This is a genomic window from Klebsiella indica, assembly GCF_005860775.1.
Classification (GTDB): Bacteria; Pseudomonadota; Gammaproteobacteria; order Enterobacterales; family Enterobacteriaceae; genus Klebsiella; species Klebsiella indica.
In genome coordinates, this window is the sequence record NZ_VCHQ01000017.1 from 56,394 (window position 1) to 80,035 (window position 23,642).

The 23,642-nt window shown below is 54.6% G+C and carries 18 protein-coding genes; 1 reads left to right on the top strand and 17 read right to left on the bottom strand.

The window, feature by feature from the left end; translation table 11 throughout:
- Window positions 1-15 precede the first annotated feature (15 nt).
- The 17 genes from FE839_RS13675 to FE839_RS13760 all read right to left on the bottom strand — a co-directional run bounded on the left by FE839_RS13675 (window position 16) and on the right by FE839_RS13760 (window position 21,398).
- Complete coding sequence (locus tag FE839_RS13675; RefSeq protein ID WP_138361357.1) at window positions 16-2,565, bottom strand: fimbria/pilus outer membrane usher protein; 2,550 nt, start codon at window positions 2,563-2,565, stop codon at window positions 16-18.
- Between the two features lie 30 nt (window positions 2,566-2,595).
- Window positions 2,596-3,258 carry a fimbrial biogenesis chaperone gene (locus tag FE839_RS13680; RefSeq protein ID WP_138361358.1) on the bottom strand — a complete coding sequence of 221 codons (663 nt, stop codon included), beginning with the start codon at window positions 3,256-3,258 and terminating at the stop codon, window positions 2,596-2,598.
- Window positions 3,259-3,318: 60 nt separating this feature from the next.
- Window positions 3,319-3,852 (bottom strand): fimbrial protein, encoded by a 534-nt coding sequence (locus FE839_RS13685; RefSeq protein WP_138361359.1) that lies wholly within the window; start codon window positions 3,850-3,852, stop codon window positions 3,319-3,321.
- A gap of 688 nt (window positions 3,853-4,540) precedes the next feature.
- Window positions 4,541-5,998, bottom strand: a complete 1,458-nt coding sequence (nuoN, locus tag FE839_RS13690; protein ID WP_138361360.1) for an NADH-quinone oxidoreductase subunit NuoN — start codon at window positions 5,996-5,998, stop codon at window positions 4,541-4,543.
- A gap of 6 nt (window positions 5,999-6,004) precedes the next feature.
- A complete protein-coding gene (nuoM, locus tag FE839_RS13695; protein WP_138361361.1) occupies window positions 6,005-7,534 on the bottom strand; it encodes an NADH-quinone oxidoreductase subunit M in 1,530 nt (509 codons plus the stop codon).
- Window positions 7,535-7,785: 251 nt separating this feature from the next.
- Window positions 7,786-9,627 carry an NADH-quinone oxidoreductase subunit L gene (gene nuoL, locus FE839_RS13700; RefSeq protein WP_138361362.1) on the bottom strand — a complete coding sequence of 614 codons (1,842 nt, stop codon included), beginning with the start codon at window positions 9,625-9,627 and terminating at the stop codon, window positions 7,786-7,788.
- Entirely contained in the window at window positions 9,624-9,926 is a 303-nt protein-coding gene (nuoK, locus tag FE839_RS13705) for an NADH-quinone oxidoreductase subunit NuoK (RefSeq protein WP_138361363.1), read from the bottom strand. Before nuoK ends, nuoL begins: the two co-directional genes overlap by 4 nt.
- A complete protein-coding gene (gene nuoJ, locus FE839_RS13710) occupies window positions 9,923-10,477 on the bottom strand; it encodes an NADH-quinone oxidoreductase subunit J (RefSeq protein ID WP_138361364.1) in 555 nt (184 codons plus the stop codon). Before nuoJ ends, nuoK begins: the two co-directional genes overlap by 4 nt.
- A 10-nt stretch (window positions 10,478-10,487) precedes the next feature.
- Window positions 10,488-11,030, bottom strand: a complete 543-nt coding sequence (gene nuoI, locus FE839_RS13715; protein ID WP_138361365.1) for an NADH-quinone oxidoreductase subunit NuoI — start codon at window positions 11,028-11,030, stop codon at window positions 10,488-10,490.
- Window positions 11,031-11,044: 14 nt separating this feature from the next.
- Entirely contained in the window at window positions 11,045-12,022 is a 978-nt protein-coding gene (gene nuoH, locus FE839_RS13720; RefSeq protein WP_138361366.1) for an NADH-quinone oxidoreductase subunit NuoH, read from the bottom strand.
- Window positions 12,019-14,745, bottom strand: coding sequence for an NADH-quinone oxidoreductase subunit NuoG (gene nuoG, locus FE839_RS13725; RefSeq protein ID WP_138361367.1), 2,727 nt, complete (start codon window positions 14,743-14,745; stop codon window positions 12,019-12,021). Before nuoG ends, nuoH begins: the two co-directional genes overlap by 4 nt.
- A gap of 203 nt (window positions 14,746-14,948) precedes the next feature.
- Window positions 14,949-16,286 (bottom strand): NADH-quinone oxidoreductase subunit NuoF, encoded by a 1,338-nt coding sequence (nuoF, locus tag FE839_RS13730; RefSeq protein ID WP_138361368.1) that lies wholly within the window; start codon window positions 16,284-16,286, stop codon window positions 14,949-14,951.
- Window positions 16,283-16,783, bottom strand: a complete 501-nt coding sequence (nuoE, locus tag FE839_RS13735) for an NADH-quinone oxidoreductase subunit NuoE (protein WP_138361369.1) — start codon at window positions 16,781-16,783, stop codon at window positions 16,283-16,285. The genes nuoF and nuoE overlap by 4 nt, the downstream gene beginning before the upstream one ends.
- A 2-nt stretch (window positions 16,784-16,785) precedes the next feature.
- Window positions 16,786-18,594, bottom strand: coding sequence for an NADH-quinone oxidoreductase subunit C/D (gene nuoC / locus FE839_RS13740; protein WP_138361370.1), 1,809 nt, complete (start codon window positions 18,592-18,594; stop codon window positions 16,786-16,788).
- Window positions 18,595-18,680: 86 nt separating this feature from the next.
- Entirely contained in the window at window positions 18,681-19,355 is a 675-nt protein-coding gene (gene nuoB / locus FE839_RS13745) for an NADH-quinone oxidoreductase subunit NuoB (RefSeq protein WP_002913178.1), read from the bottom strand.
- Window positions 19,356-19,370: 15 nt separating this feature from the next.
- Entirely contained in the window at window positions 19,371-19,817 is a 447-nt protein-coding gene (gene nuoA / locus FE839_RS13750) for an NADH-quinone oxidoreductase subunit NuoA (protein WP_138361371.1), read from the bottom strand.
- A 606-nt stretch (window positions 19,818-20,423) separates the two neighbouring features.
- Window positions 20,424-21,398, bottom strand: coding sequence for a LysR family transcriptional regulator (locus FE839_RS13760; RefSeq protein ID WP_138361373.1), 975 nt, complete (start codon window positions 21,396-21,398; stop codon window positions 20,424-20,426).
- A gap of 959 nt (window positions 21,399-22,357) precedes the next feature.
- Between FE839_RS13760 and alaA the strand changes: the two genes are divergently transcribed.
- Entirely contained in the window at window positions 22,358-23,575 is a 1,218-nt protein-coding gene (gene alaA, locus FE839_RS13765) for an alanine transaminase AlaA (RefSeq protein WP_138361374.1), read from the top strand.
- The last annotated feature ends 67 nt before the right edge of the window (window positions 23,576-23,642 follow it).

The window sequence follows — 23,642 nt, forward strand, 5'->3', positions numbered from 1 at the left end:
TCTGCATCCTTTCGATTAGCGGCATAGCCCCTGGGCGACAATAATACCGGTTAGGGTTTTGCCTGACGGCAACGCATACGGGACCCGACAGCGCTCTTGTGCGCCAGCCCCCCATTTCACATTAAGTTCGCCATCAGGTGCCAGCCCGGTCAGATAGACCTGCCCGCCATCACCAACGATAAAAGCTTGCGCTGGTGCTGCGGCACCTGTCACGCTTACCATTGCGCCAAAAGGCAAGGGCTGACCATTCTCCCGGCGTATCGTCATCAGCACCCGATTGCCTACGCTGGTAACATAATTTGCGCGAACCACCGCGCCGCGAGTCGGCACCACCGTCTGGGTGGTTAACGCAAGCTCGACATCATCCGGCATGGTGCTGGTATCAAGGGTCAGCGTATTTTTGCGATAAGGCGAGGCGTAAGGCACCACGGTATAGCCGCGCCAGTCGGTCCTGACGCCGGTCTGGTTGTTTACGCCGACGCCCGCGGCGCCAGGGGCCTTAATTAAAGCCACCGTTTCGCCAAAAGGCTGGCCCAGCGTCAGGCCGTTTTCATGTACCAGTACCCCGCCGCGCAGGGAGTAGTTCAGGCGATGGTTGTATTTGTCATGGCTGTAGCCGCCGGTCAGTTCAGCATAGGTTGCGCGCCAGTCCGCGTTGATGCTGCCGCTCTCGCCTCTTCCCTGGCTGGTATAGCCTTCCTGCACGCTCCAGCTCAGGTTATTACGCTCCAGCAGCGTGCCGGACAGCCCCAGCGTATTGCTGGTAGAACCATTTTTGCTGCTGTTCAACGCGTAATTTGCATAAACTGGCTTAGGTAGCCATTCACCGAGCGGTACGCTAATACTGAGCGCGAACAGATGATCTTCGTCATTACGTTTTCCGCTACTCCGATCGGTGGTATTGCGGTTATAGCTGTAGTTCAGGCTATAGCTAATACCACGCCAGCTATTGTTGTAACTGACGCCAACGGATTCCATCGTACGCCCGGTGGACCAGTAATCCTCATGGACATAGCTCAGCGACAGCGACCCTATTTCGTCGCCGAGGCTCTGGCTGAGCGTCGCTTCTCCGCGGTTACGCCGCCGTTCGCTCGAAGCGCTATCGCGATTATCCTGATAGGTATTCAGTACCTCCTGCATATCCCAGTAGCCACTGGTCGCATAGCGATATCCCGCCAGCGTCACGTTGGTTCCCATGCCCGGCAGATCCTTGCTATAGCGGACCCGTAGCGACTGCCCGCTCTCCCGGTCTTGATTCCGCTGCTTCGACCACGCCTGGGTGACATCCGCTGAGACGGCGCCGATCGCGCCGAGGTTTTTCCCCATCCCCAGCGCCAGCGCCTGATATTTGCGGCTAAATTGCCCCCCACCGTAAAGGGTCGCTCCCCAGGGCAGACCGTAAATCGCCGTGGCCTGGCTTAGAGGCGTCTGATCAATGCTATTGTCATAGGCGCGGTATACGCCGGAGGTAAGGCTGTATTTCAGACGGCCTTCACGCTGAAGTACGGGAAGCGATGCATAGGGCACCACCAGGTGCTGCTCGCTGCCATCAGACTCTTTGATGGTGACCGATAAATCGCCCGAGCCGCCGGTTGGATACATATCGGTGATTTCAAACGTGCCGGGAGAGACGTAGGACTGGTAAATCTCATAGCCGTTCTGACGAATCGTGACCTGGGCATTCGTCCGGGCGATGCCACGAACGACAGGCGCATATCCGCGCAGGCTTTCCGGTAGCATATCGTCATCGGACGCGAGCATCGCCCCACGGAAAGGAATGCCTTCGAAAACATCGGCATCGGTGTTGCTGTCACCCAGCGTCAACACGCCTTTCAGAGCGGTAATATTGCGCTGCGCATAGGTATAAACCGTATCCCAACTGCTATGTGACACCTCGCCGCTGCTGCTGCGGTTCCACGTCGTGTAATTGCGTAAACGCCACGGCCCGATATTGATGCCGGGACGCAGATTAACGTACTGGCTGTCGCTGTCGGGCGTATGATCTTTACGCGACCAGTTATTCGCCCCGCTCAAAGAGTAATTCAGCAGGAGCGCCATCACCCCGTCATCCCACCGTTTCGGATCGACCCATCCCCGCGCGGCGCTGGCAACCGCCGCCTGAGGGAAGCTTAATAACAGGCGCTGCTGGCTAAAACGGAAATCGGCTTTTGCCTGCGGTATTACGCCCAAATCCGCACAGTCCGCCGATTTGCGGCCCAGTTCAGGAAACTGCGCAACGCGCACACCCCACACGGCAAGCTCCTCAACGTTCAAACAGGGCTGCAATTCGATTGCTCCCTGAGCGTCGCGCTGTTGAAAAGCCACGTCCCGGGTATCCATAAAGACATTGTTGAGGTAAATATCTACCCGGTAGGTTCCCGGCTGCTGCCCTCCAACACGCTCATAGGCCGATAGATCCGTGATGCCCGTCTGCGGGCCGTCTATTTCCAGCAAGGCCGGGTTAAATACATCCCGCGCCAGCGCATCATCACACCACGGTAGTAAAGCAACGACCAGAGCTACAGCTATCTGATTTAGCTGCCATTTATTATGGTTATTTGTCATTCTCTCTGGAACTCCCTGGCCTGACGGCCTTTATAAATCAGCGCTGTGCGGTGCGCCAATTCCTCCGTAATCATTAATCAATTTCCAGCGCAAAGTGCCTGCGCTACCGCGCGGTAGTTCAAAGCGCGCCGTTTCTCCCGGCGCCACCCAATTAGCGTCTTTGACTTCTGCGCCACCAATCTTTACCTCAGCGAAATTCATATAAAATCCGGTGGGGTTAGTAACCTGCAGCGTATTGCCGCTGCGCGTCCAGCGCAGCTGCTCCGTCACCATTTCTGGCGTTCCCGCAACGGATTTCGGCCGATAAATTAATTTGATGCGCGTTTTAATGGCGATCTGTAAGGTATTGGCGCCCTCTTTAGCCTGAGAGGATGGAATCGCTTTGATATTCATCCAGAACATACTTTCTTTATTTTCTGGTAACCCGCCGCTATAAATCACCCGCAGACGGGTCTGCTGTTCACCCTCCAGGCGAAATAATGGCGGGGTTAACAGAAAGGGCGAAGAGCCGTTATTCGCCTCTACCCAGCTTTGAATAAGATATGGTGTAGCATCATTATTCGTTACGCTGAGAGAGGCCTCTTTTTTGCCACCGTGATAAATCAGACGAGTACCGCCGGTGACGACGCCCGCATATGCCGCAGAACCGACTAACAGCCATCCAGCCATCAGCACGTTGAGGTATCGTTTCATCTCCTGCTCCCTGGAAAAGCGAGCCGTATTCGGCTCGCTGCACGGTCAAATAGACGGGAATCAGTTGTAACTGATAGTGAAGTTCGCAGCGCCGTCAGCGGTACCAGCAGTAACGGTGCTCTCAGTCTGGATATAACGCACACGGAACGGCAGATCGATATCACCGGAACCCGGAATATCCAGACTGGTCGAACGGGAATACAGCGGCAGGGTCGCGTTGGTGCTGCCATCAACCAGCTGCAGGGCTACACCGGACGCGACGCCAGAAGAACCTGCTCCAGTCAGTTTCAGTTTGCTGTCGTCGCCGCCAACGTTATCGCCAGAGAATATTACCGATGCTTTAGTCACCGTATTCGGGCAGTTTTCTAACTTAATAGCGAAGCGTTGTTCTGCGGCAGTCGAGCCAACGCCGGTAAACTGCGTCTTGGGAACCTGCCCCATCAGCACTTCCAGCGGGTTAGCCATATTGTTGACCACGTCACAGCCCGCATCGATGACAGCACCGGTAAACTTCACCTGACCGTCTACTGCAAACGCAGCACCAGAGAACACCGCGCAACCAGCAACCATAGTAGCAAGTAATGTTTTATTCATGATTTATCCTTTTCAATACAGTTAATGCAGTCAATGTATTAACGTAAAAGCGCAATACCGTGCGCATCCTTTCATTTGTGCTTGATATTAATAATACAAAGAATATCACTCCATTAAATGGATATAATATTCAAGTCGTTATCCGTATCAAACTGGCGCCATGCTATCGACAGATTTTAATATTGTCAATTCGTGCTTAGGAATATTCGCTGCTTTACTTCGGGTAAATCACATTAAATATCATGAATATTTATATCTTTAGTTTTTTAGATTTATTTTATGTATAAATTACGTTTAAATTTATTTATCAACATTATAGTTATCCCCCCGATAAATATAACATATCTATCTCATTTATCAGACTAGTATAAACCCCGCATTCTTATTTTTCATATAAATATTCTCACTCTGGATATTTCCACAAGCCAAAATCCGAATTAATCGCACATCACACTATTATTACCCCTCACAAAACCCTATTTATAGCGAAATAATAGTTTTCATTACCCGATTCACTTTGTAAAAAAACAGCGGACACTTATTAAATAAATTTGTCCGTTATTGATAAATAGAAATCAGGGAGTAAAAAACGCAAAGTGAGATGAATAAGGCGAGCACAAAACCTACTACAGGTTATCATCCGATTTAAAGGATCGCCGAAGCGATCCTTTACCATTGAGCAGGCAAATTACATCAGCGGCATCGCCAGTTGCACAATGCTAATCAGCGGCTGCGGCCATACGCCTAGCACCAGTACCAGCAGCGCGGAGATCAGCACCACGATGCCTCCGGCGCTGTACTGCCAGTCGGATGGCGCATCGCGATTCAGTGTCTCCGGTGCACTCAGATAGAGGCTCACCGCCACGCGTAGATAGTAGTAGAGGCCGATTGCAGACCCAACAACCACCGCGCCCACCAGCCACCACAGGTGCGCATGCACACCGACCGCCAGCACGTAGAATTTACCGATAAAGCCCAGCGTCATCGGAATACCGGCGAGAGACAGCATCATCACCGTCATCACCGCCGACAGAATCGGACGATGCCAGAACAGGCCACGATAGGAATAGAGCGAATCCGCATCCGGCCCACGGTACGGGCTGGACATCAGACTCACCACGCCGAACGCGCCGAGGCTGCTGAACAGATAACCGGCCAGATACACGCCTACCGCTTCCATCGACATCTCGCCGCTCTGCAGGGCAATCATCACCACCAGCAGGTAGCCAAGATGGGAAATGGAAGAGTAGCCAAGCAGACGTTTAATATTGGTCTGACTGAGCGCCATCAGGTTACCGAAGATAATGGACGCGAACGCGATAAGACCCAGTACCATGCGCACCGCTTCGCTATTGCCCACCGGCATATAGAGGAACAGACGCATCACCACGCCGAAAATGGCAATCTTGCTGGCGGTCGCCAGAAAGGTTGATACCGGCGCAGGCGCCCCCTGGTATACGTCCGGCGTCCACAAATGGAACGGCACCAGCGACAGTTTGAAGCCGAGACCAACGATCATCAGACCCAGCCCTGCCAGCAACAGCGGCTCATGCAGAGCGTTGTCCGCCAGGCTCTTACCAAGGGCAAGAAACGACAGGTTGCCAGAGTTCGCATACACCAGCGCCATACCGAACAGCAGGAACGAAGAGGCAACGGCAGACAAAATGGTATATTTGATACTGGCTTCCAGCGAGCGTTTCTGGCGGAAGGCATAGCCGACAAGACCGAACAGCGGCAGCGAAATCAGTTCGATACCGAGGAACAGGGACGCCAGATGATTGGCGCCCGCCAGCAGAATACCGCCCATTGCGGCAATCAGCACCAGCAGATAGAACTCTTCTTTATTGTCCTTGTACCCCTCAAGCCACGGATAAGCAAAGGTACAGGTCGCCAGACTGGCCAGCAGCACCAGCCCGGAATAGAGCATGGCGTAACCGTCAACACGAATCAGCGGCGTGACGTCCATCGCGCCGTTCTGACCCACGAACCAAAGTGAAATCAGCGCGGCGTTCAGGCCGAGAACCGACAGCGTGGCATTGAGGAAATGATTGCGTCGCCACGCAATGGAGAGCATCACAACCACCACCGTCAAGCCGACGATCAGCAGCGGTAGCAGTGCGATCAGTTGTTGTGGAGTTATTGTCATGGCGAATTACGGCCTTGTAGTAGAAACAGAATTAACAAACCACTGCTGAATGTTGCTCATCGCAGAGTGCGAGGTATCCAGAATCGGCTGCGGGAAGAAGCCCAGCAACACCAGCAGAACCACCAGCAGCAGGATGATAGACAATTCACGCAGGGACATCCCCGGCAACGTTTTGGCGGCGATTTCGCTTTTTGCTTTGCCAAAGTAGGCGCGATGCAGCATCGCCAGCGAGTAAACCGACGCGAACACCAGACCAAAGGTAGAAATAACGGTAATCATCGGCACGGCTTTATAGCTGCCGAACAGAATCATAAATTCGCCGACGAAGTTACCGGTACCCGGCATCCCGAGCGTCGCGACGGCAAAGAACATCGACAGCGCCGGTAACCACTTAATTTTGCTCCACAGGCCGCCCATCAGACGCATATCGCGAGTATGCAGACGTTCGTACAACTGACCACAGAGAATAAACAGACCGGCAGCGGAAAGACCGTGGGCAATCATCTGAATCACCGCGCCCTGATAAGCCAGCTGGCTACCGGTATAGATCGCGATCAGCACAAAGCCCATATGGGAAACAGAGGTGTAGGCAATCAGACGCTTGATATCGGTTTGCGCGAATGCCATCCATGCGCCGTAGAAAATACCGATGACGCCCAGCCACATTGCGATGGGGGCAAACTCGGCGGACGCGTTGGGGAACAGCGGCAAAGAGAAGCGCAGCAGACCGTAAGCCGCGGTTTTCAACAAAATACCGGCCAGATCAACAGAACCCGCTGTCGGCGCCTGGGAGTGCGCGTCCGGCAACCAGCCATGTAGCGGAACCACCGGCATTTTTACCGCGAAGGCGATAAAGAAGCCCAGCATCAGCAGGTATTCCACCCCGTGCGACATTGGCGTCTTCAGCAGATCTTCGTAGTTGAACGTCCAGACGCCGGTCGCATTGAAGTGGACAAACGCCAGCGCCAGGATGGCGATCAGCATGATCAGACCGCTCGCCTGGGTATAGATGAAGAACTTGGTGGCCGCCGTGATACGCGTTTTGCCGTCAGAGGCTTTATGGCCCCACAGCGCGATCAGGAAGTACATCGGCACCAGCATCATTTCCCAGAAGAAGAAGAACAGGAACAGGTCGATGGCGAGGAACACGCCGATCACGCCGCCCAGAATCCACATCAGGTTCAGGTGAAAAAAGCCCTGATATTTTTCAATCTCTTTCCAGGAGCAAAGTACCGCCAGCACGCCCAGCAAACCGGTGAGCACCACCATCAGTAGCGACAGACCATCGATAGCCAGATGGATGCTAATACCGAAGCGCGGGATCCACGGCAGCACGAACTCAGACTGCCATTGCGGAATACCGGTGGATTGTGTCAGAGAATAGCCGCCCTGCATCCACAGCAGCAGACCGAGCACCAGCGTCAATCCCATGGTGATCAGCGCGATCCAGCGCGGCATCTTCACGCCAAAGCGTTCGGACTGCCAGCACAGAAAGCCGCCGATAAAGGGGATGAGTATTAACCAAGGTAATAACATAGCTAAGTATGTCCCTTATATTTACTCCTGCTCAGGCTATCTCGCTCACCAGCCCGAATCCCGGCAGTGCTCGCAATCCTCACGTACTTTTGTACGCTCCGGTCGCTCTGCGCTGGCGGTCTTCGGTCTGACTTCGCCGATGACACCTGTACTTCAGGAACAGATTTTCAACGAATTCTAAAAATTATTTTTGGGCTTGCAGGCCGGATAAGCACAACGCCATCCGGCAATCGTTCATCCAGCCAACAAACTCAACGCAATACCATCAACAGCGCCAGCACCACAACCGCACCGATGCTCATGGAAGCCACATACCAGCGCAGATAGCCGTTCTCGCTCACCACCAGGCCTTTGCCTGCGAAACGGGACAGAATCGCCGGAATGTTCATCAACGCATTCAGCGGATCGCTCTTCAGCAGCCACGCCACGCCAAGGAACGGCTTCACGAACACGTTGTCATACAGCCAGTCGAAGCCCCAGGCGTTGTACCACCAGGTTCCGAGCAGACGGCCCGGGGCGCTATTGGCAAGCGAGGTCACCAGCGTGCGTTTACCCAGCCACAGCCAGGCGGCAATCAGGATGCCGGCAATCGCGACAACGCCAGAGGTTATTTCCAGCGTCATTACACGGCTATGCTCAAGTTCGCTGGTCTGCGGCAGAACCCCCTGCAACGGCGGTACAATCAGCGCGCCAACGAAGGTTGAAAGCACCAGCAGCACAATCAGCGGCAGATGATGGGTAATTCCCTTCCCTGCATGCGCGTGAATTTGTTCTTTACCGTGGAACACGATGAAAATCATACGGAAGGTATACAGCGAGGTAAAAAATGCCCCGACCAGACCGGCAAGCATCAGGTTGATATGACCGTTAGCCATCGCGCCTGCCAGAATTTCATCCTTACTGAAGAAGCCCGCGGTCACCAGCGGCAACGCAGACAACGCCGCGCCCCCCACCAGGAAGCAGACGTACACCAGCGGAATAGACTTCCGCAAACCGCCCATCTTAAAGATGTTCTGCTCATGGTGGCAGGCGAGAATCACCGAGCCGGAAGAGAGGAACAGCAGCGCTTTAAAGAACGCATGGGTCATCAGATGGAAAATCGCCGCATCCCACGCCTGCACGCCAAGCGCGAGGAACATGTAGCCAATCTGGCTCATGGTGGAGTAAGCGAGTACACGTTTGATGTCGGTCTGCACCAGCGCGGCGAAACCGGCCAGCACCAGCGTAACCGCCCCAACAATCCCCACCAGATGCAACACTTCCGGGGTCATCAGGAACAGGCCGTGAGTACGGGCAATCAGGTAGACACCGGCAGTCACCATGGTTGCGGCGTGGATCAGCGCGGAGACCGGCGTCGGGCCCGCCATCGCGTCGGCAAGCCAGGTCTGCAACGGCAGCTGCGCGGATTTACCTACCGCGCCGCCCAGCAGCATCAGCGTTGCCCACCACAGCATATTGTTGCCCGCGGCGAAGTGCTGAGGCGCCAGCTCGACCATTTCACGGAAGTTCAGGGTACCCAGTTCGTTGTAAAGAATGAACAGCGCAAAAGCGAGGAATACGTCGCCGATACGCGTGACCACAAACGCTTTCATCGCCGCCGCGCCATTCTTCGGATCGGTGTAGTAGAAACCGATCAGCAGATAGGAGCACAGGCCCACGCCTTCCCAGCCGAGATACATCAGCAGCAGGTTATCGGCAAGCACCAGCACCACCATGCTGGCGATAAACAGGTTAGTGTAAGCGAAGAAACGGGAGTAGCCCTCTTCACCACGCATATACCATGAGGCGAACATGTGGATCAGGAAGCCGACGCCGGTCACCACGGAAAGCATGGTCAGAGAGAGACCATCCAGCACCAGGTTAAAACCAATGTTGAAATCGCCCACCGACATCCAGGTCCACAGCGGCACGCTGATCGCCTGTTTACCGTTAGCAAAGAAGTCGACGCCGACGAACACCGTGACCAGCGCCGCCAGACCTACCGAGCCCACGCCCACCGTAGCGGATAGATTTTCCGACCAACGACCGCGGGAGAACGCCAGCAGGACAAAGCCAATCAATGGCAAAATAATGGTTAAGGCAAGCATATTCATCCACGCAACTCACTTACTGAATCGATGTTCAGATTCTGGCGACGACGATGGAGCTGCAGCAGCAGCGCCAGGCCGATACTCGCTTCTGCGGCGGCGAGGGTGATGGCGAGAATATACATTATCTGACCATCAGTCTGGCCCCAGTAGCTTCCGGCAACCACGAAGGCCAGCGCGGCGGCATTGATCATGATCTCCAGGCTAATCAGCATAAACAGCAAATTGCGGCGGATAACCAGCCCCGTCAGCCCGAGGACAAACAGGATAGCGGCGAGGATCAATCCATGTGTTAAAGGGATCATGCGTGTTCCTCCGTTTTTCTTTTATCGCTGTCGTTCGGACGGTTGCTCAGCACTTCCCCGGCGCGCTCTTCGCGGCCAATATGGAAGGCGACGACCAGGCCCGCCAGCAGCAGCATGGAGGCCAGTTCCACCGCCAGAACATACGGTCCAAACAGCGCAACACCCACCTCTTTGGCGTTAATCGCCACGCCGTCGATACCCTGATCGTTCAGGCCGAGGATGGCGTAGACAATCACCGCCAGCAACACCGCAGAAAGAATGGCCGGGCCAATCCAGATCCCCGGCTTCAGCCACTGACGCTCCTGCTCGATTTCGCTACCGCCCAGGTTGAGCATCATCACCACAAACACGAACAGCACCATAATGGCTCCGGCGTAGACGATAATTTCCAGCGCGCCAGCGAAATACGCCCCCAGCGAGAAGAACACCCCGGCTATCGCCAGCAGAGAAATGATCAGGTACAGCAGCGCATGCACCGGATTGGTGTGGGTGATCACCCGCAAGGTCGCGAGGATGGCTATCAGGCCACAGATATAAAAAGCGAATTCCATTACCCTCTCCTTACGGTAACAGGCTTTTGACGTCGATAGGCTTAGCTTCGTTCTCTGCTTCGCCTTTATCTTTGCCGTCGATTGCCATACCCGCCATCCGGTAGAAGTTATATTCCGGGTATTTGCCCGGGCCGGAAATCAGCAGATCCTCTTTCTCGTACACCAGATCCTGACGCTTGTATTCGCCCAGTTCAAAATCCGGGGTCAACTGAATCGCCGTGGTCGGGCACGCTTCTTCGCACAGGCCGCAGAAAATGCAGCGTGAGAAGTTGATACGGAAAAATTCCGGATACCAGCGGCCATCTTTCATCTCTGCTTTTTGCAGCGAGATACAGCCTACCGGACAGGCTACCGCACACAGGTTACAGGCAACGCAGCGCTCTTCGCCGTCCGGATCGCGCGTTAACACAATGCGGCCACGGTAGCGCGGCGGCAGATATACCGGCTCCTCCGGGTACATCTGAGTTTCACGTTTGGCAAAGGCGTGCATCCCGATCATGCAGATACTGCGGACCTGGGTGCCAAACCCTACCAATAATTCTTTTAAGGTCATGGTCAATTCACCCCTTATTGCGCCTGCCAGAGAATGACAGCCGCCGTTACCAACAAGTTGATCAGCGTTAACGGCAGGCATACCTTCCAGCCAAAGGACATTACCTGGTCATAACGGGGACGCGGTAATGATGCGCGGATCAAAATGAACATCATCATAAAGAACGCGGTTTTCAGCGCGAACCAGATGAAAGGAGGTAACCATGGGCCATTCCAGCCGCCGAAGAACAGCGTCACGATCAGCGCCGATACGGTAACAATTCCGATATATTCACCGACGAAGAACAGACCGAACTTCATGCCGGAATATTCGATGTGGTAACCATCGGCCAGTTCCTGTTCCGCTTCCGGCTGGTCAAACGGGTGACGGTGACACACCGCCACGCCCGCAATCGCAAAGGTTACGAAGCCAAAGAACTGCGGGATGATGTTCCACAAATGCGCCTGGTTATTGACGATATCGGTCATATTGAACGACCCCGCCTGCGCCACCACGCCCATCAGGGAAAGCCCGAGGAACACTTCATAGCTCAGGGTCTGGGCAGAAGCACGCATCGCGCCGAGCAGGGAGTATTTGTTGTTGCTCGACCAACCGGCGAACAGCACCGCATAGACCGCCAGCCCGGCCATCATCAGGAAGAACAGAATGCCGATGTTCAGGTCAGCGACAACCCAGCTCGGGCTGACCGGCACAATCGCAAAGGCCAGCAGCAGCGAGGTAAAGGCGATAACCGGCGCCAGAGTAAAGATCACGCGATCCGAGAAGCGCGGAACCCAGTCCTCTTTAAAGAACATCTTGATCATATCGGCGACGAGCTGCAGCGAACCGCCCCAGCCCACGCGGTTTGGCCCATAACGGTTCTGGAACAGGCCCAGCAGACGACGCTCGCCAAAACTCATAAACGCGCCGCAGGTAACCACTACCAGCAGAATCACCACCGCTTTGAGGATGCTTAACAGAATGTCGATGAGATCGGGAGTTAACCAACTCATGCTTTCGCCTCCTGCAGAGTATCAATACACGCGCCGGTCAGTACCGGCGCAATCCCTGGCATGCCCATCGGTAAGCCAACCTGACCCGCCGTCAGCCCCGCCGAAATAACCAGCGGCAGGCGGAGCGTCTGACCATCAACGCTGAAGGAGACCGTTGCACCGTCATTAACGCCAAGCTTCGCGGCGTCCGCCGGATTAAGCTTGATGTACGGCTGTGGCATCCGGCTCTGGAATACCGGAGAGCGCTGCGACATTTCGTCACTGCCGAACAGGTGGTAATAAGGCGCGATACGCCACTTCCCTTCTTCAGCCTGGAAGCCTGCCGGTATGTTAGTAAAGTACGCCAGACCGCTGGCGGAAGCTTCAATCAGACGCACCCCCGGATCGCCATGACGCAGTTTACCGCCCACTTCATCCTGGAATTTGTTCCACGCCTGTGGGGAGTTCCAGCCTGGCGCCCAGGCAAACGGAATCTGCGAACGCGGCGCGCCCGGCTGGTTGTTCCCTTCCATTGAGAAGGCGAACATGGTGTCTTTATCCTGCGGCTGACGCGGCTCATGAACGCTGATGTTAGCGCGCATCGCGGTACGACCGCTGTAGCGGTGCGGTTCACGCGCCAGCTTCTGCCCACGAATGCGGAAGGTCGCATCCGGCGCGGCGTCTTTAATACCCGCCAGCTGCGGTAAGGCGGCAATCGCGGCGTCAATGACATGGTCCAGCTGCGTCCAGTCAACCTGACGGTTGTTAACGGTGCTGTACAATGAATGCAGCCAGCGCCAGCTTTCCAGCATCACGGTTTTCGCATCATAGTAAGCCGGGTCGTAAACCTGGAAGAAGCGCTGAGCACGGCCTTCATTGTTAACCACCGTGCCATCGCTTTCGGCGAAGCTTGCCGCGGAGAGCACGAGGTGCGCGTTTTCCATAATCGCTGTGCGCTGGTGGTCAACCACCATCACCAGCGGCGCTTTCGCCAGCGCCGCATCAACACGGGCGGCGGAAGCGTGGCGGTGCAGGTCGTTTTCCAGCACGATAACCGCATCAGCAGCGCCGGTCTCCAGTTCGCTCAGCGCCTCATCAAGCGAGCCGCCGCCGATCATCCCGAGGCCAACGCTGTTCACCGCGCGAGCCACCATGGTAACGCCGACATCCGCGCCGCGCCCCTTCAGGGCTTTCGCGACGTTTGCCGCCGCCTGGATAATCTCAATGCTGCCAGCGTTAGTTCCGGAGATAATCAGCGGCTTTTTCGCCCCGGCTAATGCCTGAACGATAACGTCGATTTTGCCTTTCAGCTCACTGCTCATCCCCTCTACCGCCGGTGCGCTGTCGTCCAGCTCGTGGGCGATGGCAAAACCGAGACGCGCCTGATCTTCCACCGGCGCGCGGTAGGTCCAGGCGGCGATATCATCAAGACGGGTATCATCAATATTGGTGACGAACAGCGGATGCTTCGCCCGTTGACCGATGTTAAGGATCGCGGCGATCTGCCAGTCGGCGACTTTTTGCGCCGCCGCCATTTCACGCGCTTTGCCTTTAACCGCCTGACGCACCGCCAGGGCGATACGCGCGCCGGTCTGGGTAATATCTTCCCCAAGAATCAGCACCGCGTCGTAGGATTCAATTTCGCGCAGCGCCGGAGTATGGATACCGCCTTCGCGCAGCACTTTCAGCATCATCTGCAGGCGTTCTTGTTCGCCCTTTGCGATACCGGTATAGAAGTTATCGGCGCCCACCAGCTCGCGCAGCGCGAAGTTGCTCTCGATACTGGCACGCGGGGAACCAATACCGATAACCTTTTTCGACTGACGCAGAATATCCGCCGCCCCCTGCATCGCCTGCTCGGCGTTGAGGGCAATCAGATCGTCGCCGCGACGCTGAACCGGCTGACGCGGGCGATCTTTCAGGTTCACATAACCATAGCCGAAACGACCGCGGTCACAGAGGAAATAGCGATTAACGGTGCCGTTATAACGGTTTTCGATACGGCGCAGTTCACCGTAGCGCTCGCCGGGGCTGATGTTGCAGCCGATGGAACACTGCTGACAGATGCTTGGCGCAAACTGCATGTCCCATTTACGGTTATAGCGCTCGGAGTGCGTTTTATCAGTGAAGACGCCGGTCGGGCACACTTCCACCAGGTTGCCGGAGAATTCGCTTTCCAGCACACCGTCTTCCGGACGGCCAAAGTAGACGTTGTCATGCGCGCCATACACGCCGAGGTCGGTGCCATCGGCATAATCTTTGTAGTAACGCACGCAGCGATAGCAGGCAATGCAGCGGTTCATTTCATGCGAAATAAACGGCCCCAGATCCTGATTGCGATGAGTACGCTTGGTGAAGCGGTAGCGACGGAAGCTATGACCGGTCATCACGGTCATATCCTGTAAGTGGCAGTTGCCGCCCTCTTCGCAGACCGGGCAGTCATGCGGATGGTTGGTCATTAGCCACTCAACTACGCTTTCGCGGAACTGTTTCGCTTCTGCGTCGTCGATGGAAATAAAAGTGCCATCGGATGCCGGTGTCATACAGGACATCACCAGGCGGCCACGCGTGTCTTCCGCGTTTTGATATTGCTTCACCGCACACTGGCGGCAAGCACCAACGCTTCCCAGCGCCGGATGCCAGCAAAAGTAGGGAATATCAAGGCCCAGAGAGAGACAAGCTTCCAGCAGGTTGTCCGCCCCGTTAACCTCGTATTCTTTGCCGTCTACATGAATCGTAGCCATTAGCATGCTTCCAGTTGGCTCAGCCGAGACCGAGCGTTAATCAAAATTCTTCCCCTCACCCCGACCCTCTCCCCAAAGGGGCGAGAGAGAAAGCGGTTCCGGTTCATTCACCCTCCCCTCTGCAAAAGAGGGAGAAAAACGACTGCGGCTCTGGCCCTAACCCTCTACTTCTGAGGGGAGAGGGTTAGGGTGAGGGGTTAAAATCACCAGCGCGTCTTAAGCAGATTCGGCTGAATCCCGTTGATTGCATGGGTATTGCTGAACTGCTGTTTAATGCCAGCTTCGAATTCTTCGCGGAAATATTTAATCGCGCTCTGCAGCGGCTCAACCGCGCCCGGCGCGTGCGCGCAGAAGGTTTTTCCCGGCCCGAGGAACCGACACAATTGCTCAAGTGTCTCAATATCTCCCGGCTGGCCTTCGCCGCGCTCCAGCGCACGGAGGATTTTCACGCTCCAGGGCAGCCCGTCGCGGCACGGCGTACACCAGCCGCAGGACTCACGGGCGAAAAACTCTTCCAGGTTACGCACCAACGACACCATGTTGATCTCGTGGTCAACGGCCATCGCCAGCGACGTCCCCAGACGGCTACCCGCTTTACCGATACTTTCAAATTCCATCGGCAGGTCGAGATGCGCTTCAGTCAGGAAATCGGTCCCCGCGCCGCCAGGCTGCCAGGCTTTAAATTTCAGGCCATCACGCATGCCGCCAGCGTAATCTTCAAGAATTTCACGCGCGGTGGTGCCGAACGGCAGTTCCCAGACGCCCGGATTTTTCACGCGACCGGAGAAGCCCATCAGCTTGGTGCCCGCATCCTTGCTCTTCGAGATGTTCTGATACCACTCCACGCCGTTCGCGAGGATCGCCGGAACGTTACACAGCGTTTCCACGTTGTTGACGCAGGTCGGTTTGCCCCATACCCCGGAGCTTGCCGGGAACGGCGGTTTAGAGCGCGGATTGGCGCGGCGGCCTTCGAGGGAGTTAATTAGCGCGGTTTCTTCGCCGCAGATATAGCGCCCTGCCCCGGTATGGACAAACAGTTCGAAGTTAAAGCCGGTGCCGAGAATGTTTTTGCCCAACAGACCGGCTTCGGTCGCTTCGGCAATCGCCCGGCGCAGATGCACCGCCGCTTCAATATATTCGCCACGCAGGAAGATGTAGCCACGGTACGCTTTCAGCGCGAACGCGGAGATCAGCATCCCTTCCACCAGCAGGTGCGGCAGTTGTTCCATCAGCAAACGGTCTTTATAGGTGCCCGGCTCCATTTCATCGGCGTTACACAGCAGGTAGCGGATGTTCATGGACTCGTCTTTCGGCATCAGGCTCCACTTCAGACCGGTGGAGAAGCCCGCACCGCCGCGCCCTTTCAGACCGGCGTCTTTTACCGCGGTGACGATTTCATCAGGCGCCATCCCGGAGAGCGCTTTACGCGCCCCGGCGTAGCCGTTTTTACTCTGATATTCATCCAGCCAGACCGGCTGTTTGTCGTCGCGCAGACGCCAGGTTAACGGATGGGTTTCGGCAGTACGAATAACGTTTTTCATTTATACCGCTCCAGGAGGTCAGGAATCGCTTCCGGCGTCAAATAACTGTGAGTGTCCTCATCAATCATCATGGTCGGCCCCTTGTCGCAGTTGCCCAGGCAGCAGGTCGGCAGCAGAGTGAAACGGCCATCAAAGGTGGTTTGACCCGGTTTGATGTCCAGCGTCTTCTCAATTGCCGACTGAATCCCCTGGAAGCCGGTAATGTGGCACACCACGCTGTCGCAGTAGCGGATCACATGACGCCCCACCGGCTGGCGGAAAATCTGGCTATAGAACGTCGCCACACCTTCGACATCGCTTGCCGGGATCCCCAGCACATCGGCGATCGCGTAGATTGCGCCATCCGGCACCCAGCCGCGCTGCTTTTGCACAATTTTCAGCGCTTCAATGGACGCCGCGCGCGGGTCTTCATAGTGGTGCTTTTCGTGCTCAATCGCCTCACGCTCTGCCGCACTCAGCTCAAAAGCCTCAGTTTGTGGTTGTTGATTCTCGTGCATAATTAGCGGTCCACGTCTGACATTACAAAATCGATACTACCCAGATAGACGATCAGGTCGGATACCAGGCTGCCGCGAATGGCCGCCGGGATCTGCTGCAGGTGCGCATAGCTCGGCGTGCGGATACGGGTACGATAGCTCATGGTGCTGCCATCGCTGGTCAGGTAGTAACTGTTAATCCCTTTTGTCGCCTCTATCATCTGGAAGGATTCGTTGGCCGGCATCACCGGGCCCCAGGAAACCTGCAGGAAGTGCGTAATCAGGGTTTCGATATGCTGCAGCGTGCGCTCTTTCGGCGGCGGCGTGGTCAGCGGATGATCCGCTTTGAACGGGCCTTCCGGCATGTTGTCGAGGCACTGCTGGAGAATGCGCAGGCTCTGGCGCAGCTCTTCCACTTTCAGCATCACGCGGGTGTAGCAGTCGGAAACGCCGCCGCCGGTCGGGATTTCAAAGTCGAAGTTTTCATAGCCAGAATACGGACGCCATTTACGTACGTCGAAACCAATACCGGTAGCGCGCAGGCCAGCGCCGGTGGTGCCCCACTCCAGCGCTTCTTTTGCGGTGTAGGCGGCAACCCCTTTCGAACGGCCAATCAGGATCGTGTTACGCAGCGCGGCTTTCTCGTAAGCGTCCAGACGCTTCGGCATCCACTCCAGGAATTCACGCAGCAGACGATCCCAGCCGCGCGGCAGGTCGTGCGCGACGCCGCCGATACGGAACCAGGCCGGGTGCATACGGAAGCCGGTAATCGCTTCCACCAGGTCGTAAATTTTCTGGCGGTCAGTAAAGGCAAAGAACACCGGGGTCATCGCCCCGACGTCCTGAATAAAGGTAGAGATATACAGCAAGTGGCTGTTGATACGGAACAGTTCGGAAAGCATGACGCGAATCACGTTAACACGGTCCGGCACGGTGATCCCCGCCAGTTTTTCTACCGCCAGCACGTACGGCATTTCGTTAACGCAGCCGCCGAGGTATTCAATACGGTCGGTATACGGAATGTAGCTGTGCCATGACTGGCGCTCGCCCATTTTCTCCGCGCCACGATGATGGTAGCCAATGTCCGGTACGCAGTCGACGATCTCTTCGCCATCAAGTTGCAGGATAATGCGGAACGCGCCATGCGCGGAGGGGTGGTTCGGGCCGAGGTTAAGGAACATAAAGTCCTCGTTTTCGGTCCCGCGCTTCATGCCCCACTCTTCCGGCTTAAACGTCAGCGCTTCCATTTCCAGATCCTGTTTGGCTTTGGTCAGCTCAAACGGATCGAATTCGGTCGCGCGCGCCGGGTAGTCTTTGCGCAGCGGGTGGCCTTCCCAGGTCGGCGGCATCATGATGCGACGCAGGTTCGGGTGACCATCGAAGGTCACGCCAAACATCTCCCAGGTTTCCCGTTCATACCAGTTGGCGTTAGGGAACAGCCTGGTAAACGTCGGCAGATGCAAATCGTTTTCAGACAAGGCCACCTTGAGCATGATGTCGCGATTGCGCTCTATTGAGATCAGGTGGTAGAAAACAGAAAAATCCGCGGCGGGCAGGCCGTCACGGTGCGTGCGCAGTCGCTCGTCCATGCCGTGCAGGTCAAACAGCATTACGTAAGGTTTCGGTAATTTCTTCAGGAAATCACCCACCTCAAGCAGTTGTTCGCGCTTCACCCAAACGACCGGGACGCCGGTGCGGGTTGGCTGAACGGTAAAGGCATCCGGCCCAAAACGATTGCGCAGTTCGCCAATCACCGGGTCATCAAGGTGATCGCGGGTTTGCCAGGCTGGTGCGGCGTCATGCGCGGTTAAATCGGTCATATTGTTCACCATTGCAAAAGGTCCGTGGTGACTGCTGGCGAGGCTTCGCGCTGTTGTAGATTGATTTGCGAAGTTGCTATCCCGCCCGCAGGCGCAAGTTAAATCTCGTCCGGCGTCCGCAGATTGGTCACTGCAATACGTTCGCCGCGTTTACGCTCACGTTCCGATTGCATATTGGCGCGGTAGACGCCCTGATCGCCAACCACCCACGAAAGCGGGCGACGTTCTTTACCAATGGATTCCTGTAGCAGCATCAGCGCCTGCATATAAGCCTCCGGACGCGGTGGACAGCCCGGGATATAAACATCAACCGGAATAAATTTATCCACGCCCTGCACAACGGAATAGATATCGTACATACCGCCGGAGTTGGCGCATGCGCCCATTGAGATAACCCACTTCGGCTCCAGCATCTGGTCATAAAGGCGCTGAATGACCGGGGCCATTTTGGTAAAGCAGGTCCCGGCCACCACCATCAGGTCCGCCTGACGCGGGGAGGCGCGCAATACTTCTGCGCCAAAACGCGCAACGTCATGCACCGCAGTGAATGACGTCACCATTTCCACGTAGCAGCAAGAAAGGCCAAAGTTGTAAGGCCAGATTGAGTTCTTACGGCCCCAGTTCACCATGTCATGCAACGCGTGTTCGAGTTTGCCCATATACACGCTTTTATTGACTTCTTGCTCCAGGGGGTCGGTTACGATCTCCTGTTTTTGCAGGGGGTAACGGTCGTTCTCACCGTTAGGATCGATGCGGGTGAGCGTATAATCCATCTTATTGCCTCGCTTTTACTGCGTATGACGGTTAGTGGGACTGCCTGTTTCCGGGTTAACCAGCGTGCGACGGGAACGCGCAGGCGTCCAGTCCAGTGCGCCGATACGAACGAGGTAAACCAGACCAGCCAGTAGCACTAAAATGAAAATGGCGGCTTCCACAAAGCCAACCCAGCCGCTTTCACGGATAGAAGTCGACCATGCGTAGAGATACAGGGCTTCCACGTCGAAGATGACAAAGAACATGGCTACCAGATAAAACTTCGCAGAAAGGCGTAAGCGAGCAGAACCAACGGAGTCGATCCCCGATTCAAACGGCGTGTTTTTGCTACGCGCCCGCGCGCGTCCGCCGAGGTACCAGCCGCCAACCAGCATCAGGCAGCACAGACCAATAGCAATAATGAGAAATATAGCGAATGCCCAATGATGAGCGATAACTTCAGTGGATGTTGACATACGCATTGCTTAACCAAAAAAGTGTAGCGCTAAAACCCTCTGCTCTTACCGGCAGATGAACGCCACAGCGTTTCACAGGGAGGAATAAAAAAATAGCCGTGCAAAAAGCGTCCTTGATTGTTGATGTGGAAGGCCAATTGCGGTGGCTTTTTACCCCTTTCGTTAACCTTTTGTCAACTTTAACAAAAGTTTTCACAACATTAATTTACATTGGATTCTTTTCATTAACATTAAATGCCCTTTTCTGCTAAGTAGCCTTGCATATCGAAGGGATTTAGTGCTGGTGAATCGTGTCCGTTTCCGCCGTAAATCAAAATTACCCGCCTATTTTGACAGGATTTAGCCACGATTCATCCCCCTAAGTAGGGGTATTTTCTTGATCTATGACACGGTTTTGTTAATTCAATCAAAAAAACGGCAACAAACTATCCGGTTTTTTAACATTAGCAGGAAGTATTAAACGTGCAGAAAAAATTGAGGCGAAACGATGAACAGGAAGATTAACCGTATGATTTCAATCAAAAACAACCAATAAAACATGTAATTCATCAAAAAAAATTGAAAAAAAGAACCACTGCGTTCATTTCGCACATTTGTGGTTCTTTTTCGCACTTACATTTTGTTACCAGATTTCGTGCCTTTTGTCGGACTTTCCCCTTCATGAAACAGGGGATGATCTTCTCCCCCTTCCGGGGTATAAACGCGCTGCACAGACCACGGTTGATGTTCTGCGCTCAGTGACTGAAAAATGACGCGCGCCAACTCACTGACCTTCTGAGGATAACAGCTCAGCATATAGTGCGTGTCCGGCAGCCCGGGTAACCCTTCGCTCTTACCGGGCACCCGAAACTCTCTCCCCATCATCTCTACCGGTTGCGCGGTCACGCCAAGACCCGCTTTCACCGCCGCTTTCACGCCGGCGATTGAGGACGCCGCGTGGGCAAGATGCCAGGGGATCCGGGCGGCATTGAGGGCGGTAATCATTGCTTCACGGAGCGTGTCAGGCGTATCGGTCAGGACCAGCGGTACAGACTCGCCCTGTGGCAGGATATAATCGGCTGCGCAGTACCATAACGTTGGTGATGTACGTAACCTTATCTGTTCATAACCGCTTGTCTGCCGGGTGGTCAACGCAAGATCGATTGCCCCGTTCGCCAGCCTCTTTTCAACATCAACATGATTGAGCGCTTTGATTTCGAGAGTCAGCCTGGGATAAAAACTGCCGATTCGGTTCAACAAGAAAGGCAAAATAGTCTCCGCCGTCTCATCAGATGCGCCGATCGTGAGCGTTCCCTGCAAACTACCGAACATCAGCGACATGCAGGCTTCATCATTAAAACGCAGAATTTTCCGCGCGTATCCCAGTAGCTGAATGCCCTGTTCCGTCAGAAGTTTATTGCGCCCATGACGAGCAAAGAGCTCTTTTCCAACCAGCTGCTCCAGCCTCTGCATTTGCTGGCTTACTGCCGACTGGGTACGGCGTACTGCAGTAGCCGCAGCGGCAAATGTGTTGAGATCGGCGACAGCAACAAAGGTTCTTAACAGATCGAGGTCTAAATTTAGTATCGGGCGATTTTCATTTATCATATTGGCTTCACTTACAGGCGACTGAGCGCCTGGCCCACAGGGCTGTTTCACTTGCCATTTTGACTCGGACAGCGCTCAAACAAAATGCGTTCGATGTTGAACGCACACCAGTGCGGCCCTGAAGGTGAGCGAAGCGAATAATCCCACGTACGAGTATTACGTGTACGCTCCGGGCTCGAAACGCCGTCCGTGCCTGTATTGCTTTTGAAAGCACTCATCAGCCGCAAATGCACGGAATCGCTGAGTAATATTTTGTGATACACCCTGGCGCGTTTAATTACGCTGACGCCGTTTACTGTGACGCGGCGCAAAAATAACCCTCAACGCTCATCCTTTTACGCACCACAAACATCCAAACTGATGTCGGCACTCAACAACACAAACAAAAACCTGCAATAACAATATATTAATAATATCACAACCGCTGTCTGGCTTGCCTGGCATCAATATTAACGATGATATTCTAACCGAAAAAAACAATATTTATAAGCGTTATTAACTTGTCTTATCGCCCATTTTAAACACGATTCTACGCATTAATTAAATTAACAGCCGATAAAATTTTATTTGCATAAAATAAAAATTACTCATCGATTAAATGCTTTTATTAAAAATATCAGGCAAGCTTGTTACAAAGTCTTGTAGCCTGTGAATTAAACGTTTAGCAAAAAGAAGTGACTCTTTTACGTAAAAACAAACGGACACCCCTCAAGACAACAAACCATATAACTGTTCGAAAAAATTAAAAAAATCACAACATATGACCACAAACTAGCCATATAAAGGCATAATCCACAAACAAAACCAACAATCATCAGGAATATTGATTACTCCAAAAAAACAAAAACGACAAAATCTTCTCCTGTTAACCCTTCAAAATGACCGGGATGGGGAGTACATTATTTCGTGCTGACTTCCACGGCAGGGAGTGGCACTAACAGCTAAAAGGTCAAAGGTTCATGTCCCCCATCGAAAAATCCAGCAAATTAGATAACGTCTGTTACGATATCCGCGGCCCGGTTCTGAAAGAAGCGAAACGCCTTGAAGAAGAAGGCAACAAAGTCCTGAAGCTGAACATCGGCAACCCGGCGCCATTCGGCTTTGATGCCCCCGACGAAATCCTCGTTGACGTCATCCGTAATCTCCCCACCGCCCAGGGTTATAGCGACTCAAAGGGTCTATATTCCGCACGCAAGGCCATCATGCAACACTACCAGGCGCGTGGAATGCGAGATGTTACGGTTGAAGATATTTATATCGGCAACGGCGTTTCCGAACTGATCGTCCAGGCTATGCAGGCGCTGCTGAACAGCGGCGATGAAATGCTGGTGCCTGCGCCAGATTATCCCCTGTGGACTGCCGCCGTGGCGCTTTCCAGTGGCAAAGCGGTGCACTATCTTTGTGATGAATCTTCTGACTGGTTCCCGGACCTCGACGATATCCGCGCCAAAATCACCCCGCGCACCCGCGGTATCGTGATCATCAACCCGAATAACCCGACCGGCGCGGTGTACTCAAAAGAGTTGCTGATGGAGATCGTTGAGATCGCCCGTGAAAATAACCTGATTATTTTCGCCGATGAGATCTACGACAAGATCCTTTACGATGACGCGCAGCACCACTCAATTGCGCCGCTGGCGCCGGATCTGCTCACCGTGACCTTTAACGGCCTGTCAAAAACCTACCGCGTTGCCGGTTTCCGCCAGGGCTGGATGGTGCTTAACGGCCCGAAGAAACACGCAAAAGGTTATATCGAAGGCCTGGAGATGCTGGCCTCTATGCGCCTGTGCGCTAATGTCCCGGCCCAGCACGCGATTCAAACGGCCCTCGGCGGCTATCAGAGCATCAGTGAATTTATTGTACCTGGCGGTCGCCTGTACGAGCAGCGTAACCGCGCCTGGGAGTTGATCAACGAAATCCCCGGCGTCTCCTGCACCAGGCCGCAGGGCGCGCTGTATATGTTCCCGAAAATTGACGCGAAACGCTTTAATATCCATGACGACCAGAAGATGGTGCTCGATTTCCTGCTGCAGGAGAAAGTCCTGCTGGTTCAGGGCACCGCCTTTAACTGGCCATGGCCGGATCACGTGCGTATCGTCACCCTTCCTCGCGAAGACGAACTGGCAATGGCAATCACCCGCTTCGGGCGTTTCCTTTCCGGTTATCATCAGCTCTGATTTCGTCAGATCCGCCGCCGGGACTTGTTGCATCCGGCGGCATTCCCGGCGCACAATGGCTCCCGAC

Bases quoted from the DNA above. Each gene is read 5' to 3' on its own strand.
- FE839_RS13675 (WP_138361357.1), bottom strand. From the start codon at position 2,565: ATGACAAATAACCATAATAAATGGCAGCTAAATCAGATAGCTGTAGCT.
- nuoC (WP_138361370.1), bottom strand. From the start codon at position 18,594: ATGGTGAACAATATGACCGATTTAACCGCGCATGACGCCGCACCAGCC.
- nuoG (WP_138361367.1), bottom strand. From the start codon at position 14,745: ATGGCTACGATTCATGTAGACGGCAAAGAATACGAGGTTAACGGGGCG.
- nuoI (WP_138361365.1), bottom strand. From the start codon at position 11,030: ATGACCTTAAAAGAATTATTGGTAGGGTTTGGCACCCAGGTCCGCAGT.
- nuoA (WP_138361371.1), bottom strand. From the start codon at position 19,817: ATGCGTATGTCAACATCCACTGAAGTTATCGCTCATCATTGGGCATTC.
- nuoB (WP_002913178.1), bottom strand. From the start codon at position 19,355: ATGGATTATACGCTCACCCGCATCGATCCTAACGGTGAGAACGACCGT.
- nuoE (WP_138361369.1), bottom strand. From the start codon at position 16,783: ATGCACGAGAATCAACAACCACAAACTGAGGCTTTTGAGCTGAGTGCG.
- nuoM (WP_138361361.1), bottom strand. From the start codon at position 7,534: ATGTTATTACCTTGGTTAATACTCATCCCCTTTATCGGCGGCTTTCTG.
- FE839_RS13760 (WP_138361373.1), bottom strand. From the start codon at position 21,398: ATGATAAATGAAAATCGCCCGATACTAAATTTAGACCTCGATCTGTTA.
- nuoJ (WP_138361364.1), bottom strand. From the start codon at position 10,477: ATGGAATTCGCTTTTTATATCTGTGGCCTGATAGCCATCCTCGCGACC.
- nuoK (WP_138361363.1), bottom strand. From the start codon at position 9,926: ATGATCCCTTTAACACATGGATTGATCCTCGCCGCTATCCTGTTTGTC.
- nuoN (WP_138361360.1), bottom strand. From the start codon at position 5,998: ATGACAATAACTCCACAACAACTGATCGCACTGCTACCGCTGCTGATC.
- alaA (WP_138361374.1), top strand. From the start codon at position 22,358: ATGTCCCCCATCGAAAAATCCAGCAAATTAGATAACGTCTGTTACGAT.
- nuoH (WP_138361366.1), bottom strand. From the start codon at position 12,022: ATGAGTTGGTTAACTCCCGATCTCATCGACATTCTGTTAAGCATCCTC.
- FE839_RS13685 (WP_138361359.1), bottom strand. From the start codon at position 3,852: ATGAATAAAACATTACTTGCTACTATGGTTGCTGGTTGCGCGGTGTTC.
- FE839_RS13680 (WP_138361358.1), bottom strand. From the start codon at position 3,258: ATGAAACGATACCTCAACGTGCTGATGGCTGGATGGCTGTTAGTCGGT.
- nuoF (WP_138361368.1), bottom strand. From the start codon at position 16,286: ATGAAAAACGTTATTCGTACTGCCGAAACCCATCCGTTAACCTGGCGT.
- nuoL (WP_138361362.1), bottom strand. From the start codon at position 9,627: ATGAATATGCTTGCCTTAACCATTATTTTGCCATTGATTGGCTTTGTC.